Below are 19120 nucleotides of genomic sequence, written 5' to 3'. Positions count from 1 at the left end.
ATTACAGTCCTCAATCAGTTCGAACTCGTCGCGCTCTTCGGCTTGAAGCCGGCGTCTTCTAGCGCCTGCTCGATCTTCGCCATTGTCCGGCCGTTCGAGTGGGACAGGCCTGCGAGACCATTTCCATCTGTCACCAGTGAAGGGTGCATGCCCGGCTTAACCGCAGACTTGTCAGCAACCGTGCCGTACGAGGAGCGCGGCGGGTACCCTGCATCTCGGAGTGCTTGCTCGGCCCTCGAGAGTGGTTGCGCTCGCACAATCGGCACGGGCGATTGCAGCGCCATGGAATTTTTCGTGGTCATGGAGTCTTCCTTTGGACTGGATAGATACGATGCAAAATCTGCAACGGCGCCGTCGAGCACGCCGACCTTGTCAGCCAACCCGATCGATACCGCCTCACCAGCGCCAAAGGTGAGGGCTTCGGTGTCCCGGACCGCCTGAGGGTCCATCGCTCTGTTCCGCGCCACGGTGGACACGAAGAGCTCGCCTAAATTGTCGATACGAGCCTGGATTCTGTCTTTGACGTCTTTCGGCAGAGCCTCGTAGGCGTTGCCGTCTACCTTGTGCTTGCCGTAATGGATGAAGGTCGCCTTCAGCCCTGCGCCATCCATCGCTTTGCTCGCGTCCAAATGGACGGTCACGACGCCGATGGAGCCGACTCCTCCCGTCCTGGCAACAGTCACGGTCTTGCATGCCGAAGCGATGGAGTAGGCAGCCGAATAGGCGTTCTCAGCCGCAAAAGCATGGACGGGCTTTTGACCACGAGCCTTGAAAATCTTGTCAGCCAGGTCGAAGTTGCCGGCAACATGCCCGCCAGGCGAGTCGATGATGAAGGCAATCCCTTTAACCTGAGGATCGGCCAGGCCGCGCTCGAGCGCCTTCGTAAGGTAGACATAGCCGGTCGCGTAGTCGCCGATCGCGTAACCGACGCCGAACAGAAGCACGCCTTTAACGGGGATCATCAGGATCCCGTTCTTGACGATGTAAGGACGATAGGCGGCCAGCCAGCTATCGGGCGCCGGCCAAAAGTCATCTTGCATGACAACGTTGCTGGTTGGCGCCTCGATACGGGTGAGCGAGACTTGTGCGGAGCGTAGAAACGCTTCGAACCGATTCTGCATGCCAGGATGCAGCATTGCCGGCGCGTCATGGAAGGTGGAAAGGAGCGCGTTCATTTCCATCTTCAGGCGGCCTTCTTTTCCTGGTTCGTGGAGTCTGTGGGGTTCTGAAGGATCTTGTAGAAATCCTTCCATTCCATCTCGCGCTTCATCTGCCGCATGCGCTTGCGCCAGTCGGAGCCGAGGCGGGCGTTCTCAGTTTCGAGATCGGAAAGACCGTTGTTGATGCGCAGGATCGCGGCCTGCGTTTCCTTGAGCTCGTCGACCTGGCCGCGACTGGCACCAACCCAATCGCAAGTGGTATAGGCGTCCTTGAACTGCTTCTCGTAGAAGCTCGGCATATTGCGACGAACGGAGGTGATCTCACCCCTGTTGATCGCCTCTTCCAGCCAGGCCGAATAGATGCTCGAGGCGAAGCGATCGGCAACCATTCGCTTGATCGACAGCATGGCCTTATAGGTTTCTGTCATCGCTGCGCGGGCCGAGGAGTAGTTGGTCTTCGAATAGTCGCGCGAAAGCTGCTCGTAAGAGACGCCGAGCGCTGCTGCGATATGACGAAGAAGGGATTGCTCGAAGTCGCTGCCGAGCGCACCACCCGTCGCAGCTGGCGCCTGCATCTTGAATTTCGTGCCGGGCGGCAGGTGTGGGATCTTCAGGCCGTTGACGTGCAAGTTCTTCGCACCGGCCATAAACTCTTCGAGGGTCGCGTAATGACCGCTCATATAACCGGACAACGCTGCCTGAATGCTCTCGGGCGTCATCGACTCGCCGCCGAGCTGCGCGAAGATTGCTTCCGTCGGCAGTTCGGACTCGATTGTCGCCGCGTAGCTGGCGTACATGACAGCCTGCTGAAGAACCATCTGGCGGAAGTTCTTCGTCATCTTCATTTCGGAGAGTGCGGCCACCATCAGCGAGATGCCGCGGCTCTGGTCCGGACGAAGCTGCTCGAAGATGTGGATCATCTGCAGCCGGTTCCACGGCTTGCGAATGTCGATCGGCTTCCACTTGTAGGAGTCTGGTGTCATCCAGTCGCTCGGATGGGCCATGCGGACATAGTAGGTCTGCGGCGCACCGTACTGGTTGCGGCGAATGCCACCGCGCACCATCGAGTCGCCGGCATATTCGGGAGGCGTGGATAGACGATCAGTGTCGATCATCTGGATCGCCGTCGAGAACATGCGCGGCTGATCGCGCAACCATTCGACGGATGCGAGCACTTCGTCATAGACTGTATGTGTATCGATGGCCATGCGAACTAGACCGGTCAACGTGTTCTGGCGCGCGGCATCCGGCCAATTGTCGAGCGACTCAGCCCACAAGCCGAATTTCTCCTCAACCTCTTCCTGCCAGTCGCTTTCCCACTTGTCGTCCTCCTTGCCGAACAACACCGTGCTCACCGGCTTGACGTTCGGCATGTAGTAGCTGCCGACGATGTTGTCCTTGCGGAGAGTCGCGCCGCCCTGGACATAGGCGTCGTTCCGGACGGTATCGCGCGTGCGCGCATCGGCCATCGACTTCGCGGGCAGCAGATCGGCGTCGGCCGAGCGGATCATCGGGCTGTAGCTGGCGAGCTCTTTGCTAAAGCGGGACGCGCCTTCGTAGGCTTCGCCTACGATAGCGCTGGCCTTCAGGCCAAGAAGTTCGATGGTTTCGGTGTCGTGGAACGTCATTGGGACTCGGCTGCTGGTGAGCCGCCATTATGACACGCCGAGGGCCGATGACAATCCTATGTTGAATTGACACATTTCATTCAACTTTTTGTTGAATGCGCGCTGATATTATGTCACACCCAAAATAGATTTAACGAAAAAGCCATCCCCATGTTGCGCCCGACTCCTGAACGGCTAGAACGAAAGGGAGAGTGGGGCAAATCAAGCGTGCAAGCGAAAGTCGAAGCGTTCATCTCCCGATGGCAAGGGCAGGAAGGTGGACAGGAAAGAGCGAACTATGCGCTCTTCCTGACAGAGCTGTGCGATCTCCTTGGCCTGCCTCACGCAGATCCGGCGACCTCTTCCACAGAGGCAAACGATTACGTTTTCGAACGTGTGGTCAGGGAAAAAAGCCGGGACGGCTCAATTTCAAACAAGCGTATCGATCTTTACCGCCGCGACTGCTTTGTCCTGGAAGCCAAGCAGAGCCGCTTTCTCGGCGAGAAGAAGTTGGCGGACGCGCCACAACTCCCTGGACTTAATTTGCCCGTACGCGGCCGGCGCTCGGAGGCGAACCGCGCTTGGGACGTCCTAATGATGAATGCGCGCGTTCAGGCTGAGAACTATGTCCGCCTCTTGCCGGCAGCTCACGAACCACCACCCTTTGTTCTCGTCTGCGATGTCGGACACTGCATCGAGGTCTATGCGAATTTTCGGCGTGACGGAAAAGCATATGACCAGTTTCCCGACCGCCGATCATTCCGCGTTTATTTGGAAGACCTGCGTCAGGAAGAGGTCAGAGACAGGCTGGTCGCGATCTGGTCTGATCCGATATCGCTGGATCCCTCTAGATATGCCGCGAAGGTAACTCGAGAGATCGCCGGACGAATTGCTAAAGTTTCTCAAGCCTTGGAGAAATCTGGCTATGCGACTGAAGAGGTCGCAATGTTTCTCATGCGCATGCTGTTTACGATGTTCGCGGAAGACGTCGCTCTCCTTCCAAAGGACTCTTTTAAGACGCTACTGAAGGAGTGCGTCGAGGAGCCGGAGATTTTCCCAGCTATGATGGAGGATCTTTGGAAGGCAATGGATGAAGGAGGTTTCACCGCAACGATCCGGCAGAAAGTGAAGCGCTTTAACGGTGAGTTTTTCAAAAATCGAAAAGCCTTGAAGCTGGCGAGGGAAGAAATTGGCGAATTGGCGGCAGCGGCGAGGTATGATTGGAAAGACGTTGAACCTGCGATTTTCGGCACGTTCCTAGAGCAGGCGTTGGATCCGCTCGATCGTCGCCGGCTCGGCGCCCACTATACACCACGTGCGTATGTTGAGCGGCTTGTCATCGCGACCGTCATCGATCCGCTACGAGCCGAATGGGCAAAGGTTCTCTCGACGGCGGAGCGCCAGAAGGCTGAAGGCCGGAATTTGGCCGCTATAAACTCGGTGCAGACTTTTCACGAAAAGCTCTGTGAGACACGCGTCCTCGATCCAGCATGCGGCACAGGAAACTTCCTCTACGTTTCGTTAGAATTGATGAAGCGTCTCGAGGGTGAGGTGCTGGAAGCCTTGGTCGATCTCGGCGGCCAGGAAGCATTAGGTTTGGAAAGCCATTCTGTTGATCCTCACCAATTCCTCGGCATGGAACTCAATCCCCGCGCCGCTGCGATTGCTGAACTTGTGCTGTGGATTGGACACCTGCAGTGGCACTTCCGGAACCGCGGGGTTGCGCCCTCAGAGCCCATCTTGCGCGCATTCAAGAACATTCAATGCATGGATGCAGTGCTGACTTGGGATGGCTATCCTCAATCGAGCGTCGTCGACGGAGTCGAAACATATCCCAATGCCAAGCGACCGGAATGGCCGGTAGCCGATTACATCGTCGGTAATCCGCCGTTTGTCGGCGGCAAGGACATTCGTGCGCGCATGAAATCCGGTTATGCTGAGGCATTGTGGAAAGCCCACCGGCATATGAATGAGAGCGCCGATTTCGTCATGTACTGGTGGGATCGATCGGCCGAGGTCCTGTTGAAGCCCAAGACGAGACTAAAGCGATTTGGGTTCGTAACGACGAACTCCATCAGTCAGATTTTTCAACGGCGGGTGATGGAATCGCATCTCAATGCAAAGAAGCCACTCTCGCTAATTATGGCAATTCCGGACCACCCGTGGACAAAGGTCACCAAGGATAGCGCAGCGGTGCGCATCGCTATGACCGTTGTGCAAGCCGGTAGTCATGACGGCCTGATCATGAATACAACTAGCGAACAGGCCGTTGAGACGGACAGTCCAGTTATTCTGTTTGCCGAAGAGCGTGGCAAGATAAATTCGGACTTGACCATTGGCGTGGATGTTACGCAGCCGGTTCCGTTGTTGGCAAACGCAAGGCTAAGCTTGCGCGGCATGACTTATATGGGAGCCGGGTTCATTCTTGAGGATGCTGAGGCCAATTATTTTAAATCGCTTGGCCCTGCTTACAAATCTGCGATCAAACCGTATCTGAGCGGGCGCGATTTGGTTTCTCGCCCGAGAGGTGTGTCGGCGATCGACCTTTTTGGACGCCCGGTCGAGGCCGTGAGAAGCCAGACGCCTGCCCTCTATCAACATTTGTTGATGACCGTAAAACCTGTCAGAGAGCGCGACAACCGGGCCTCGTATCGTGAAAAATGGTGGATCTTTGCCGAACCCCGCCAGGAGCTACGGCATTCTGTCGAACGACTTCCGAGGTTTATTGCGACCAGCCAAACCGCGAAACATAGGATATTTCAGTTTCTAGACGCCTCCTGGCTTCCGGATCAAACCCTGGTGATTATCGCCAGTGACTCACCCTTTGTTCTAGGCGTGATTTCATCATCGGTTCACGTCGCTTGGGCATTCCGTTCGGGCGGGTGGCTAGGTGTAGGCAATGACCATAGATATTCGAATTCGCGAACATTTGACCCCTTTCCGTTTCCTGCAGCCACTGAAGAACAAAAGCGCGAAATCGGCGACATAGCCGAAGAGCTCGATGCACAACGCAAAAGCGTGCTGAATCAGCATCCTCACCTGACGCTGACCGGACTCTACAATGTGCTTGGCCATCTGAAGGCAGGTAAGAAAATAGTCGAACTGGACGATAAGGAACGAGCAATCTTCGACAATGGCCTAGTTCTCATATTGCAGGAGCTTCATTCAAAGCTTGATGATGCCGTCGCTCACGCTTATGGCTGGCCGAGCCAATTAGCCGAAGAGGACACGTTGGCTAGAATCGTTGCGCTCAACAAAGAGCGATCCATCGAAGAAAAGCGGGGCCTCGTGCGCTGGCTACGGCCCGACTATCAAATCGCTCGGTTCGGCTCCGAAAAAGAGAAGGCAAAACAGCTCGAGGCCGATCTCGACGGATCGGTTGTGCAGCTTCAACCGAAGGCAAAACCAACGTTCCCGGCGAGTGACGCAGAGCAGACAGCTTTCGTGATCGATGCTTTGATCGAGAGTGGCGGAGTTGCAGACGCATCTGCCCTGGCAAGTCGCTTCAAGCAGGGGCAGAAAACTCGACAAGCAATCGCGTCCGTTCTTACATCGCTCTATAGACTCGGCCTGGTTTCCACGAGTGATGGAAAATCCTTCTCTTGGCGCCGCGCTGCCTGACCTGACTAGCGCTCCAGATCGGCAAGCTCCGTCCCAAATGAATCGAGCATCATGGCCTATCGGTCAGCGACGTCATTCGAATGAGGCCGATAGTCTTCTCCTCCTGCCATATCCTCTGGTCTGCAGGCCACCCCAATGAAGACAAATGACAGAGAGAATTGAGCCATGAAAACGAACATCTTCGTCGCCTGATCTCCATACCAGTTGTAGAAGAACTGATCGCCGATATCGGTGTTCTGCCGGTTGGTCTTGATTCCGTTTGGAAGCATGGGCACCACTGCGCGGATGAGATCATCTGAGCTCTTTTGGATCGCCTGCAGTCGGTGCGTTCTGATCATATGTGTGATCGGCATAACCTCCCCCATATGCCGGTAATAAAGCGCGCATGTCAGACGACGTTCGAAGGCTTCGAAGGCAGTTCGATTTTTGTCGGGCAACTCGGCGATTGGAGCCTTTGCGATCGGTTGGTCCGCAGGGAATGGGAAGTTGTATAGCGGCAGTGCTCGTTTCTTGGCGTTTGCGGACATATTCAGCTTGGGTAGAAATTCGGGTGTGTTGTTTCGAACGCCAGCCACCAACTTCTCAAACTGAGAGGTCGGCCGCTTCCCGTCATGATTGCCCATTAGGAGATAGAGCGCAGCAACCTGCTCGAGCGGGCCGGCACCATTGTTGCAGGCTGCGCAAGCCGGAAACTCGTAACCCTCAGGCCATACGCGATCCCTGAAGCATTCTCTGGACGGAACGTGATCGATCGTTGTCGACTGCTCCCCACAGAAAAAGCATAGAGGATTGTCGTCGAGGAATCGCTGCTTCCGCTTCTTGCCGGCGCCCATAGGCTTATCCGATTATCCTCGCATCCAAACGGCCGAAGGTTGCTAAAGCTGTGACCTCAGCAGCGCCACGCTACCATTTTCATCCTGACCAATTCGCTCGATCACGAATTCTTTGCCTGGCACCCAGAACAAGGCACAGGCTCGCTCCATATCGCAGCTTTGATAATTACTCTTGCCCGGGCGACGAATTTCCATGCCTAGCATTGTTCTTGATTGGACCGAAATCGTCGCCAAAAGCCGGCCCGCTGCATCACAGATTTCCGTCTTGTCATGTAATTCTATCGCTTCAAGCCCCTGGAATGAGGAGTCGATAGCGCACTTCGTATTGCTGAAGGCACCTCCCTTCACAGGGGACGGCACGCCAGCGGTTTGATTGGGTGGCGCTGGTATAGCGCTGATTGCCGCATCAACGATTTTCTTCACTTCGATCTTAGCGGAGTCTGACAAATCGAGAGACGCTACAGAAGGTTCGCCCGCAGGCCCACGCGGGCCGGCTGGACCTACATCGCCTGGATCACCTTTATCCCCCTTTGGCCCGCGTGCCCCGCCCGTCTGTGTCTTCTGAAGGATATCCTGGAGTTGGACGACCTGCCCCTTAAGGCGCTCAACCTCTGTCTTCGACTGTTCCATGTCGTGGCGCAGATCACTAACGTACTGCCCAACCACGAACGTTGGGACTCCGACAGCAAGTATCGCGCCGAACCCGATAATGAACTTCATGGCTGTAGAGGTTTCAGTCATAGAGTTTCCCTAAATCTTATTGCTGAAACCAAGTTGCAATAGCGCGCCCAAATAGTCGAGTTGCAAACCCGCAACTTCACTACTGAATTCTATCTGATGCAAAGCACAAGGGACAACTGCACAACGGACAAAGCACAATGGACAGCACAACGACTTTGCTGTTGGGGTGGCTGCACAATGGACAGCCAGAGGTCGCTACGGGTCCCATCTAGCGTTACAATGCACTGCGAGGGGCGCTGAGCCGCGGCTCATGAAAATTTTTTGCCGGAATTTTTCTCGAAATGTCCCATTGTGCATTCAACCTTTTCCGAAAATCTATGGCAACCGTGGCAATTCAAAAGCCATCTGTGTCACTCTTTTCTCTTTATTTTCAATAGATTGACATAGATGCCATAGTTGCCACAGTGAATTCAAACTGATTGTAAAATCGTCGGTAACTGCACAATAGGACACTGTGATTATTCAACAAGCTCGAATCCGCTATTTCCTATGCATATAAAGGAGTAGCGGTTTTCACTGTGGCAACTGTGGCGACGGTGGCAAACCATTGAAACATAACAGAAAATAAGGAAGGTGGATTCCAACCCATCTATGGCGCTGCCACAGATGATCTGTGGCAGGTTGAATGGAGGCACTGGCTGCGCTAGCACCGAATGCTTAGCCGCGCAGACGAACTCCGCGACCGCCAGCCGCGCTTTCACCCTCGCTCAGGAAGATGACCCCTGCCTCTTCCAGAGCCCCTTGGATGGCCTTCAGCGTGGACGCTTTCGGATCGGCCGTTCCACGTTCGATATTGTTGAGGCCGGTCGTCGACAAGCCAGCAGCTTTCGCAAGATCGGACTGAGTGAGCCCAAGCATTGACCGGGCTGCGCGGATTTGGTCAGGTTCTATCATGCACCCTTTCTACCTCGCTCTTGAATTTTCATCAAGTGCAGTTGACTTATTTTCCAGTTGTGGTTAATTCAACTCAACTTGATATTTTTTCAAGTCAACCGGAGGATCAACTCATGACCAAACTGAACAGCACTCTCTCTTTCTCTAGCCAAACCGGATCCGAAATCGATCTTTGGACGCCGGCTGAAACCGGCGACTGGGCTGCCGATAACGCCACCGGCCGCGCCTATGCTTTAGAGTTGATCGGCGTGATGAAAGCCAACGAGTCGCCGATTCTGCTTGGCCACGTGGCAAAGGCGATCGGCGCCCGTGGACAGCATGGTGGTGTTGAGGTTGGCTTTTTCCAACAGATCGCGGAAAAGCTTTTGGTTGCGTAGCATAACGCAGTGGCTCTTCCTCGTGGCAGCGTGTCACGAGGAAACCGGGATCCGATATAATGAGACAGACCGAACTAACACCTGTTCAAAAAGCCACCGCCTATCGCCTGTTCAACGCCAATCAAGTGCTGCTTAAGCAATTGATCAGCAATGAACGTGCGATCTACGGTGGCCTTTTCGACACGCCAGCCATTCTGAATACTGCAGCAATCATGTTCGAAGGTCTTGCCGACGAGGTGACGATCAACATGATGGTTCGAAACTCCGTGCTTTCACTGAATCAAAAGCTTGAGAAAGAGTTGCAGAAGAAAAAGCCGGGAAGGCCAACTAAGGAGTGGTGGAAAGAGAACGAGCGCGAGACGATCCTGATGAAATTAGCAAGTGGAGGAACGCAGGATTCCGCAGTCGAAGACTTCAAAGCCCGATTTCGAGAGGACATCCTGCATTTTCCGGTCCACTTCAATAAAGATCGCCGAGCGACGACGTTAGCTGAGCAACTACACATCTCCGACAAGCGTGAATCTGAGAACAGACGTAAGAAGAGGCTCAAGGCTTTCGGTGACGCGATGAACGAGTCAATTCGCAAGCACATCGTAACGTTGAACAAGAAGCGTAGACAGAGCCTACAGCAAATCGAGGAAGACCGGCTCCTCGACGATTTTGACGAACAATGATAATTGTTGATATTTTTCAGCTGGTTACAAAGGCGATAATTCGCCCAATGAGTTCCTGACGGCATATCCTTTGACCTTCTGCCCGATCACTGGCTCCCTATGAGCAACACTCACAGGAAACTTCCGCGATGCCAGTCACCACGACCATCATTTCTGCCGATGGCCTGACAGAAGCCGAGCGCATGAACCGCGCACAGCGCGATATGAGCCGCGCTATGGTGCGTTCCGCACCTCCAATTAATGAACGCGCGACGGAAATTGAGCGAAGGCCGTTAAAAAGCAGTCGGCCAGCCGCGGCGCTCGTCAAGCAGGTTCGAACTTCACTGGCTAATGCGCTCGCAAAAGAAGCCAGTCTGAAGGAGAAGCAGGCCTGCCTCGGCGCCGACACGGACCGGCATTCCTTGCTTGTGATAAGGCACGCCAAGCTAGCCGCCCGTATTCAGAATGAGGAAGCAAAAGCCATCCTCGATGGGACTTCCGCTGACCTGTCCGAACTGCGGGCTAAGCTTGAAGCGGTCGCCGATGAACTCGCGGGCTTCGGGAACATCGATGCTATCGGACGCGCGAAGGCGATGGTGGACTCGGAAGTTCAAACAACGGCCGCGCAGATCACCAAGCTCAGAAAAGAGCTCGATTTGGCCGAACAGGCGTGGGTCGTGTTGCGTCACGCTCAATTGACCGAAGATTTTCGTCATGATTTGCACGGCCTTCACCGCAAGCTTGCTGTGATCCTCGCCCTGGAAGAGTCGTCGGGCTTCCCGTCGCATAAGGCGAACGCATGGAAATTCATCGAAGGCGTCAGAATCGGTGTCCCATATGTGAACGCGCTATTTCCCGACTGGGCGAGCAGTGTGGAACGCAAAGCCTTTCCTCGATTTGCAGACGCCAAAGCGCAGATTCGAGCAAAGCTGGACACCCTGGACGGTGACGAATGACCAAGCTCTCCCGCGACTTCGAGCAATGGCGTCGTGCCCGGCGCCGCGAGCTTATAGGCTTAGGTCTGGACGCGCGAGAGGCGTACCTTGGAGCCAAGCGTGAAGCACTTGCCCGGCAAGGCATGGTGCCCGTTGTCGGCAAAGACGCCGCGTTGACATCGGGAACCGTTACCCAACTTCGGCCGGATGGCACGTATGGTGTTTTTCTGATGGCTCCTGAAAGTAAAATTCCGCCTGAGCTTCGCAGTCGAGCGGAAGCGTGGGCGGAATCGCCACCTCGGCCCCAAGTCGGTTCACCGAGCAACTAACTCCCAACCCTTGAAAATCGTAAGTCGTTAGCGCCCTCGCGGTGCCACGGCCAAGCTCGTCCTCTTGGTCAACCAAATGTGGAATAGCTGCAATGCCGAATGCATCATCCCTTCCGAAACTACGGCGTCTGCTGAGAAGCGGATTTGCCCTCCATTCGTTGCACTCAAGATCGAAACGACCCGTCGGAAACGATTGGGCTTCGAAACCGGTTCTGACCGAGGAGGAATTCGAGCAACAACTTCTGCCAACTCATAACGTTGGTGTTCGTCTCGGAAAATGGTCGGTCGTCGCCGGCCTTTATCTTCACGTCATCGATCTGGATATCCGTGTCGATGCCGAAGCCGGCGCCGCCAGAGCGCGCCTGACCGAACTCTTTCCGGACTGGAACGCCTACCCCGTCGTGCAGTCAGGGTCGATGGGCGAGAGCCGCCACTTTTATATCCTCTCAGACAAGCCGTTTCCGTCGAAGAAACTCGCCCACAGCAGCACGAAGATGCTCGACGAAGAGGGGAAAGAGCACTGGACCTGGGAGATCGAGCTATTCGGCACCGGCAAGCAGGTCGCCATTCCGTATTCCATCCACCCCGTCACCGGAAAGCCTTATCGCTGGCTCCGCGAGATCGATTTCGATCTGCTTGACATGGGTATCGGCCCGATCGTGCCGTCGGCGTACCTCACGGAAATCACCGAGGCGCGCGACGAGGAAGAGGACGAATCAGGCTCGGAACGCCAGCAGCCGCTTGGGCTGGACGAAGACGAGATCATAGGGGTCCTTGACGACCTGCCGGCCGCAGACTGGTTTGAAGATCGCGATCAATGGATGCGAGTCGGCATGGCTCTGCACCACGAGACCGACGGCTCCGATTTCGGTTTTGAGACGTGGTGCAAATATTCCAAGATCAGCGAGAAGTTCGACCCGAAAGACCAGAAGCGCGTCTGGAAGTCATTCAAGAATCGCGCGGCAGCACCATTCCGCATGGCGAGCCTCGTTGCAGTCGCCCGCGAGGTGCGCGCCGAACGCCAGCTGGACTCGATCGAGGATGATTTCGATGAGATCGAAGAGGTCGACGACAGCAGAACCGACATGTTCGACGATCTGCTCGGCGCCGGTAACGGTCCCGAGAAGACGAAGCTGTCGAAATCGCAACTGAAACTCAAGAAAGCGGAAGTCGAGTTCGAACTCGGCCGCGGCGCGCCGCCCAAGATAGCCAGAATGAACAGAAGGTTCGCTGTCGCCCGCGTGAGCAGCAAGACGGTGGTCCTGGACTTCCACAAGGACGGCTCGGTCACCTACGGATCCGTCAACGACCTACATAACTATCATGAAAACGATAGGGTGCCGAAGGACAGCACCACCGAGCCCGTATCCAAGCAGTGGATGCGCTCGAAACATCGTCGATCGTATCCCAACGGCATCGTTTTCGCGCCGAATCGTGAAATGGAAGGCACATACAATCATTGGAGAGGGTTTTCGGTCGAGCCGGACGACTCCAAGTCCTGCGCGCTCTTCATGGACCACCTATTGCGGATCTTCTGCAACGGCAATGAGGATCACTTCTGGTATCTGATCGGCTGGCTCGCCCATATGGTCCAGAAGCCGGAGGAAAAGCCGGGTGTCGCCGTCATCGCCATAGGGAAGAAGGGCGCTGGCAAAGACGCAGTTGCAGACTACGTCGGCAGCCTATTTCGGAATCATTACATCACGATCGGCAACCAGGAGCAGATGACGGGCAAGTTCAACGCCCACCAGGAACGCTGTCTTTTACTCAGTGTCCAGGAAGGCTTCTGGGCCGGCGACAAAAAGGCCGAAGGCCAGTTGAAATACCTGATCACGTCAAACGACGTGATGATCGAGCCCAAGGGCATGAACGCATTCCCGATCAAGTCGGTCTTGCGCCTCTTCATCTCCTCGAATGAGCGTTGGGTCGTGCCGGCCACGCAGGACGAACGGCGCTTTTTCGTGCTGAATGTATCATCCGCACGTTGCAACGATCACAAATATTTCGACGCTCTGCGCCATGAGATGAACAACGGCGGGCGCGAGGCGCTGCTGCACTATCTCCTGACCCACGACATCTCCAATTTCCAGGTCCGCGCCGTGCCGGACACAACAGGCTTGGCCGAACAGAAGGTCGAGGGGCTTAAGAACCTTGATCGCTTTTGGTTTCAGGCGCTGGAATCGGGCTCGATCGACGGCCAAGGAAGCCAGCGAGATGTGTGGCCGCAAGAACCGATCGAGGTTGAGAAATCCGGCTTTCGCGACAGCTATTCCCGATGGCTGCAAAACCGCCGTTACGACGGCGTTGAGCTTAGCGAAATCGCTATCACGAAGCGCTTAAAGACGCTCCTTCCCCCGCTTGCGACCCGCCGATTGCGTTCGTCCGATAGAGCTGGACATTTCTATGTCTTCCCCGAGCTCGATAGTTGTCGGACCGAATTTGATCACTGGATAGGTGCCGAGATCGATTGGCCAGAGAGCGCCATTGATCTTCCGATGGATTCCCGCAATACTTTCGTTGACGACGATCTATTCAACTAAATGTTGAATAGACTTGGAAAGGTGACCGAGATGCTTAATTTTCTTACCGCATTCCTTGCGCCAAGTGTCAGACCTCTGACGGAAGCGGAAATCGATAGCGTCATTGATGAATTTGGCCCTGCCGAGATTGCGGACATCGTTGATGCGTATGCCGCTCAGGCTGTCGCTACTGGCCTCGATCCGATCGCCGAGGATGTCACAGACTCAGTGTTTCAACGGTGCGGTCCAGTCATCGATGCAATTGCTGCAATTGGCGCCGGCGTCCCTCGTGAGAAAATTGCGGTATCCGGTTCCTTGTTTCGGATGGCAACCGCACACCAAGTGATGATCGCCACTTTCCCTGGCCGCTCGCTCGAAGAAATCCTCGCACACGTCGTCAACTTGGCGGTCTCAAAGGCACGCGAAACCGCCGTGTTTTCGAGCGGCAACCTTCAGAGGCACTGACGATGGCCGGTAAAGATATCGATCTCGTCATCAGGGCGCGGGACAAGGCTTCCAACGAGATCGACAAGATCTCGAAGGCGCTCAAGCAAAACGTTGAAGATCAGCAGAGCCTTGCCAAGGGTGCTTCGAAAACCTCGGACGCCCTTGGCAAACTCGCTGTTGATGCCGCGAAATTTCAGAACGAACTATCGAAGCTGCAGTCGGCCGGCAAAGTCGCCGCAGAGCTCGACAAGGCCACAGCTGCCGTCGGTCGCATGGAAGGCTCGCTGCGCAGCAACGCGGCTGAGCTTGCCAAGCTGGCGCGCGACAGTGACGCAGCTGCTCAGGCTGCAACACGCCTCAAGGCGCAACTGGCTGCCGAGGAGAATGCACTCAGCGGTAACAAGATGGCGCTTGCCGCCAGCCGCAAGGAACTGACCGAGGTCAATAAGCTCGTCAAGCAGGCCGAGCAAAACCAGATCAAATACAACAAGTCACTCGGCACGACGCCGGATCACTTCGTCCGACCAGCTGCCAAGTCGGCCGGTGCTTTTATTGCTGCCGATCTGCCGGCGCAGAAAGCTGCTCAGGCTCAGATCAATCAGCAGATTCGCGAATACGAAAACGCGGTCAAACAGTCCGCCGATGCCATCAAGGGTTTGCGCCCGCAGATCTCGTCGGCATCGTCGCTGCAAAACCAACTTGGCAATGAGGTCTCGCGCACCGGCGCGGCGCTGACGAGCGAGCGTGAAGTGCTCGGCAAGGCGCGTACCGAACTTGCATCGATCCGTGGCGTGTCGGCGCAGGCAGGTGAAGCCCTCGGTAACGTGGCGATCACTCAAGACGCCGTCAGCGCCGCCGCACAGCGCATGAGCGCAAACCTGGCAGCAGCCCAGGCTCGGATTGAAGGGCTGTCGAACGTCAAGATGGCCGCTCCCTCGACGACTCCGGTCGCCGCGGGCGGTGTCGACGTTCAGGCTCTCGCTACACAACGCCGGGCAGTGCTCGAGGCGCGTCGTGAATGGGTTGCGGCACAGAGTGATGTGAAGTCGCTGGCACAGCAGATGCGTGCGGCCGAGGCTCCGACCGAGGCGTTGGGTGCAGCGTTCGGCGCTGCTCAGGCCAAGGCGAATCTCGCCAAGACGGCTTACCAGGAGCAGCGCGACACGCTTGCCAAACTAGGCGGCTCGGCTCGGTCCAGTTTCCGTGACCTTGGCCGTATCGCGCCGGCCGTTCAGCAGACGAGTACGTCGATGGCGAGCGCGTCCGTCCAGACGTCCGCTTTCAGCCGAGCCCTCGCAGGGATCGGCAAAGAGAACACCCGAACGGTGTCAACCCTGCAATCCCTACGCGGTGAGATTCTATCTCTTACAGCGAGCTACATCGGATTTCAGGCAGCGATCGGCCAGATCGGGGGCGCAGTCGATTCCTATAAGCAGCTCGAGGCTGTCCAGAGCCGCCTCGGTTCCGTGTTCAATCAGGATACAGGCAGGGTCGCGACTGAAATTGGTTTCCTTCGCGAGCAGGCCGATAGGCTCGGTATCGCCTTCGGCACGTTGGCTGGCGACTACGGCAAATTCGCAGTTGCCGCGCGCACGGCCAACTTCACGTTTGCGGACACTCGAAAGATTTTCGTTTCCGTTGCCGAGGCAGCGCGCGTAAATCAGCTCTCAGTCGAGGAGACTTCAGGCGTCTTCCTTGCGCTGACGCAGATGATTTCGAAGGGAAAGATTTCCGCTGAAGAGCTGACGGGGCAGCTCTCTGAAAGGCTCCCCGGCGCGTTTTCGATATTTGCAACTGCGATTGGGAAATCCACCGCCGAACTCAGCAAGATGATGCAGGCCGGCGACGTCCTTGCCGATCGCTCGACGCTGCTGAGATTTGCGGATGAGCTGACACGCCGCTTCGGTCCACAGCTTGGCGCCTCTCTTGAAAGCCTAACCACTGACCTCGGTCGATTCAGCAATGACGTCCAGACCTCACAGACAGCCGTTGCGAATGGTTTCGTGCCCGCACTCCGATCGGCAATGGAAAGCTTTCACGATTTCGCCAAGAGCAGCGCAGGCCAGGAAACATTCACCGCGATCGGTAAAGCGGTCGGTGAAGTTATCAAGATTTTGGCCGAGCTTCCGAAGTATTTCGATGTCATCACCAGCGCCGCCAAGCTGTTTATCGCCGTCAAGATTGCCGACTTCTTCGGCGGCGCGGCCGGCAAGGCTCTGCAGGTCGCGCAGTCTCTGCGGACGTTCAGCGCCGAGCTGACTCTTATCGGCCCGCGCACGCAAGCCGCGGCGAACGCGCAGACGGTCTTCGGCCGCGCCCTGGCGCAATCCGTAAGCACGCTCGGCAGCTTCCGACAAAGCCTGCTTGCCACGACCAGCCAGAGCGCCCTCGCCCGTGCCGGCGTCGTCGGCTTGGCTGGTGCGGTTGGCGGCTTGCAGACGACCGTTGTTGTCACGGCCGGCGCATTTCGCACTCTCCTGGCTGCCTTCGGTGGCCCGATCGGAATCGCTCTCACTGCCGTCACGTATGCCGTTGGCACCTGGCTAACCAGCATTGACAACGCGACCTCTGCACTTGCCGAGCACAAAAGACAAGTTGATCTCGTCGTTGCTGGATACGACAACGCCAAGGACAAGGCTTCCGATTGGGCGAAGTCCATCCCCGGTGCAACGCCCGCCGAACTCATCAACAATCGCGATCAACTCAAAAAGCAGTTCGGCGACATTGTCGGCGATGCTGAAGAGCTCAGCCGAGTCCTGAAATACGCGTTCCAGGATTTCGCGCCGGATAGTTCGGAGATCAGGCAGCTGAATCAGTTGACGGATGCCCTGAAAGGCGTTCGCGATGGTTCCGTTTCTGTCCAACAGCTGGCGGGGATCCTCAGTGACATTTCGCTCAAGCCCGCGGCTGATGGCTTCAAGGAAATCGCCGATCAGATCCTTGCATTGCTGCACTCGGCCGAGGATGGAAAACCCGGTCTCGACGAGCTCAGTGATGCAATCGCCAAGGCTGAGGCACTCATTAGGGTGCAGGCCAATACGGCGACCGATGCCGACAAGGCTCTCCTTGGTCTCGGAAAAACGGCACAGGATACCGCGCAGAACCTCGACTACCAGGGCAAGACGACCGCTTTCAATAAACTCCTTGTCGAGATCAAAGAGAACATTCCCGGCCTCGGCGATGAGTTGAAAAAGCTCGAAGCCCTCAAGGGCCTGGAAAAACAGTACAAGGATGCGCTGAACCTCGCGACCACCATGGGGCAGGTTCTGGACGCGACGAAGTCCTATTCGGACGCGGTCGCCGGCATCAACACCACGTTCATGCAGAAGCAGTTCGACTCGCTGCCGGACACGCGCAAGACCCTCGTCGATCGCATCATCTTCAAAGAGGGTGGTCAGGATGGCACGGGGCCGTCGACATCTAGCGCCCGTGGTATCGGACAGTTCACCGAAGGCACCTGGCTGCCGATCTTTGACGAGCTATTCCCGGCTCTGAAACAATTGTCGGATTCGGCCAAGCTTCAGTATCGGGCGAACGAAGCTTTCGCCCGACCGGTGCTCGAGGAGTTCACCAAGCGCAACCAGATGCAGCTCGCCAACGCTGGCGTGGCTCCGAGCGACGGAAACACCTACCTCGCTCACTTCCTCGGTGCCGGCGATGCCATCAAGGTCGTGCTCGCCAATCCGGACGAACTCGCCAAGAACCTCGTCAGCCCCGCCTCAGTGGCAGCTAACCCGACCGTCATCAAGGACGATACGACGGCGCGCGATCTTATTTCCTGGGCTGCTCAGAAGATGGGCGGTGGCTCGCCGATTATGGCTGGCGGCCAGACAAAACAGGAGTCGTTCGACGAGAATATTTCCGGCCGCGTGAAGGCGCTGAAGGAAGAGGCGGACGCCCGCAAGGAATCGAACAGAGAAGCGGTCATTGCGCGCGAATTGGTGCAGGCTGAGAATGAAGCGACCAAGCAGGGCGTGACGCTCACTCAGGCACAGCGAGACGCGATCCGTGAGGCTGCCGGGGCAAAGTACGATTCCGCGCACGCCGACGAGCAGCTGAAAGCCAACCAGCAAGAAGCCCGCGAGCAGCTGAACGACATCATCGGTCTCGACCAGCAGCGCAAGACCCTGTTGCAAGAAATCAATATGGCGCAGAACGCTGGCGACAGCGGGAAGACGCAGGAACTTGTCACGCAGCTGCAGGGTGTCAACGAGCAGCTCACTGCCGCCATCCCGAAGGCCTTGGAACTTGCTCGTGCGCTCGGCGACGAGAAGATGGTCGCTCAGCTTCAGAGGGTGCAGCTGAACACGGCCAAGGTTGGAAGCGGTCTGACGGCGTTCGGCCTGTCCGCATCCAATGTTCAGAACTTGGTTGGATCGTTCGCTGATGGCTTGGTCGGCGCCTTCGACAATTTCGCTCAGGCTGTCGCCAATGGCGCGAACGCCTTCCAAGCGCTCGGTCAAGCTTTCCTGCAATTCGCGGCTGACTTCCTTCGTGAAATCGCGACGATGATCCTGCGCCAGATGATACTCAACGCCTTGGCCGGTATCGGCGGACCGATTGGTTCAGCCGCTCAGGGCCTTGGCGGTCTTGGTAAAGCCGTTACGGCTCATACCGGCGGCCTGGTCGGATCCGTGGCGACTGGTGGCGGCAACACATCACGCCAGGTCGCTCCAATGTGGTTCGCGAACGCTATCCGCTATCACTCTGGCGGCATAGCCGGCCTGCGTCCGGATGAGGTGCCAACCATCCTGAAAAGGAACGAAGAGGTGCTGACTGAGCAGGATCCGAATCATCGTTTCAACCGCGGAAAAGATAAGTCGTCTGAAGCCGGAGGCGGCCAGCCCATCAAGCAGGTCCTGGTCCTCGACCAGAGGGACTTGTCGAACGCTGTTGCGAGCTCGCACGGTGAGAAAGTCGTCATCACCCACATCAAGAACAACGCTCCGACTATCCGCAAAATGTTGGGCGTGTAATGACGATCGAGGGAGCCAGAAGCCCGGT

The 19120-nt window shown here is 56.5% G+C and carries 12 protein-coding genes; 7 read left to right on the top strand and 5 right to left on the bottom strand.

Annotated features, from left to right (window positions below; translation table 11 throughout):
* Positions 1-14: 14 nt before the first annotated feature.
* Positions 15-1175, bottom strand: coding sequence for a S49 family peptidase (locus AC25BC_RS01340; protein WP_164903026.1), 1161 nt, complete (start codon positions 1173-1175; stop codon positions 15-17).
* An 8-nt stretch (positions 1176-1183) separates the two neighbouring features.
* On the bottom strand, positions 1184-2788 hold the full coding sequence (locus AC25BC_RS01335; protein ID WP_128439607.1) for a phage portal protein: 1605 nt from the start codon (positions 2786-2788) through the stop codon (positions 1184-1186).
* 150 nt (positions 2789-2938) lie between these two features.
* Between AC25BC_RS01335 and AC25BC_RS01330 the strand changes: the two genes are divergently transcribed.
* A complete protein-coding gene (locus AC25BC_RS01330) occupies positions 2939-6388 on the top strand; it encodes a class I SAM-dependent DNA methyltransferase (RefSeq protein ID WP_245459864.1) in 3450 nt (1149 codons plus the stop codon).
* A gap of 56 nt (positions 6389-6444) precedes the next feature.
* Here the strand turns inward: AC25BC_RS01330 and AC25BC_RS01325 are convergent, their stop codons facing one another.
* From AC25BC_RS01325 to AC25BC_RS01315, 3 genes are all read right to left on the bottom strand, one after another.
* A complete protein-coding gene (locus tag AC25BC_RS01325; protein WP_128439609.1) occupies positions 6445-7221 on the bottom strand; it encodes a hypothetical protein in 777 nt (258 codons plus the stop codon).
* A 42-nt stretch (positions 7222-7263) separates the two neighbouring features.
* Positions 7264-7962, bottom strand: coding sequence for a collagen-like triple helix repeat-containing protein (locus AC25BC_RS01320; RefSeq protein ID WP_128439610.1), 699 nt, complete (start codon positions 7960-7962; stop codon positions 7264-7266).
* Between the two features lie 657 nt (positions 7963-8619).
* A complete protein-coding gene (locus tag AC25BC_RS01315; RefSeq protein ID WP_245459865.1) occupies positions 8620-8820 on the bottom strand; it encodes a helix-turn-helix domain-containing protein in 201 nt (66 codons plus the stop codon).
* Between AC25BC_RS01315 and AC25BC_RS01310 the strand changes: the two genes are divergently transcribed.
* The 6 genes from AC25BC_RS01310 to AC25BC_RS01285 all read left to right on the top strand — a co-directional run bounded on the left by AC25BC_RS01310 (position 8820) and on the right by AC25BC_RS01285 (position 19092).
* The gene (locus tag AC25BC_RS01310; RefSeq protein WP_164903023.1) at positions 8820-9233 is read left to right on the top strand and encodes a hypothetical protein; all 414 of its coding nucleotides are present in this window, start codon (positions 8820-8822) and stop codon (positions 9231-9233) included. The two genes, AC25BC_RS01315 and AC25BC_RS01310, sit on opposite strands and share 1 nt — an antisense overlap.
* Positions 9234-9292: 59 nt before the next feature.
* The gene (locus AC25BC_RS01305; protein ID WP_128439613.1) at positions 9293-9907 is read left to right on the top strand and encodes a hypothetical protein; all 615 of its coding nucleotides are present in this window, start codon (positions 9293-9295) and stop codon (positions 9905-9907) included.
* 128 nt (positions 9908-10035) lie between these two features.
* Positions 10036-10842 (top strand): hypothetical protein, encoded by an 807-nt coding sequence (locus AC25BC_RS01300; protein ID WP_128439614.1) that lies wholly within the window; start codon positions 10036-10038, stop codon positions 10840-10842.
* A gap of 400 nt (positions 10843-11242) precedes the next feature.
* Entirely contained in the window at positions 11243-13690 is a 2448-nt protein-coding gene (locus tag AC25BC_RS01295; RefSeq protein WP_128439615.1) for a DUF5906 domain-containing protein, read from the top strand.
* 30 nt (positions 13691-13720) lie between these two features.
* Positions 13721-14134: a hypothetical protein gene (locus AC25BC_RS01290; RefSeq protein ID WP_128439616.1), complete on the top strand. Its 414-nt coding sequence runs from the start codon at positions 13721-13723 to the stop codon at positions 14132-14134.
* Between the two features lie 2 nt (positions 14135-14136).
* On the top strand, positions 14137-19092 hold the full coding sequence (locus tag AC25BC_RS01285) for a tape measure protein (protein ID WP_128439617.1): 4956 nt from the start codon (positions 14137-14139) through the stop codon (positions 19090-19092).
* Positions 19093-19120 lie beyond the last annotated feature (28 nt).

This window comes from Rhizobium sp. WSM409, assembly GCF_057653825.1.
The sequence above is the reverse complement of the archived record's forward strand: the minus strand, read 5'-3'. Positions and strand labels throughout refer to the sequence as shown.

What these genes read in the sequence shown, in the direction of transcription:
- AC25BC_RS01340 (WP_164903026.1), bottom strand. Translation starts at nt 1,175, where the DNA reads ATGAACGCGCTCCTTTCCACCTTCCATGACGCGCCGGCAATGCTGCAT.
- AC25BC_RS01335 (WP_128439607.1), bottom strand. Translation starts at nt 2,788, where the DNA reads ATGACGTTCCACGACACCGAAACCATCGAACTTCTTGGCCTGAAGGCC.
- AC25BC_RS01330 (WP_245459864.1), top strand. Translation starts at nt 2,939, where the DNA reads ATGTTGCGCCCGACTCCTGAACGGCTAGAACGAAAGGGAGAGTGGGGC.
- AC25BC_RS01325 (WP_128439609.1), bottom strand. Translation starts at nt 7,221, where the DNA reads ATGGGCGCCGGCAAGAAGCGGAAGCAGCGATTCCTCGACGACAATCCT.
- AC25BC_RS01320 (WP_128439610.1), bottom strand. Translation starts at nt 7,962, where the DNA reads ATGACTGAAACCTCTACAGCCATGAAGTTCATTATCGGGTTCGGCGCG.
- AC25BC_RS01315 (WP_245459865.1), bottom strand. Translation starts at nt 8,820, where the DNA reads ATGCTTGGGCTCACTCAGTCCGATCTTGCGAAAGCTGCTGGCTTGTCG.
- AC25BC_RS01305 (WP_128439613.1), top strand. Translation starts at nt 9,293, where the DNA reads ATGAGACAGACCGAACTAACACCTGTTCAAAAAGCCACCGCCTATCGC.
- AC25BC_RS01300 (WP_128439614.1), top strand. Translation starts at nt 10,036, where the DNA reads ATGCCAGTCACCACGACCATCATTTCTGCCGATGGCCTGACAGAAGCC.
- AC25BC_RS01295 (WP_128439615.1), top strand. Translation starts at nt 11,243, where the DNA reads ATGCCGAATGCATCATCCCTTCCGAAACTACGGCGTCTGCTGAGAAGC.
- AC25BC_RS01290 (WP_128439616.1), top strand. Translation starts at nt 13,721, where the DNA reads ATGCTTAATTTTCTTACCGCATTCCTTGCGCCAAGTGTCAGACCTCTG.
- AC25BC_RS01285 (WP_128439617.1), top strand. Translation starts at nt 14,137, where the DNA reads ATGGCCGGTAAAGATATCGATCTCGTCATCAGGGCGCGGGACAAGGCT.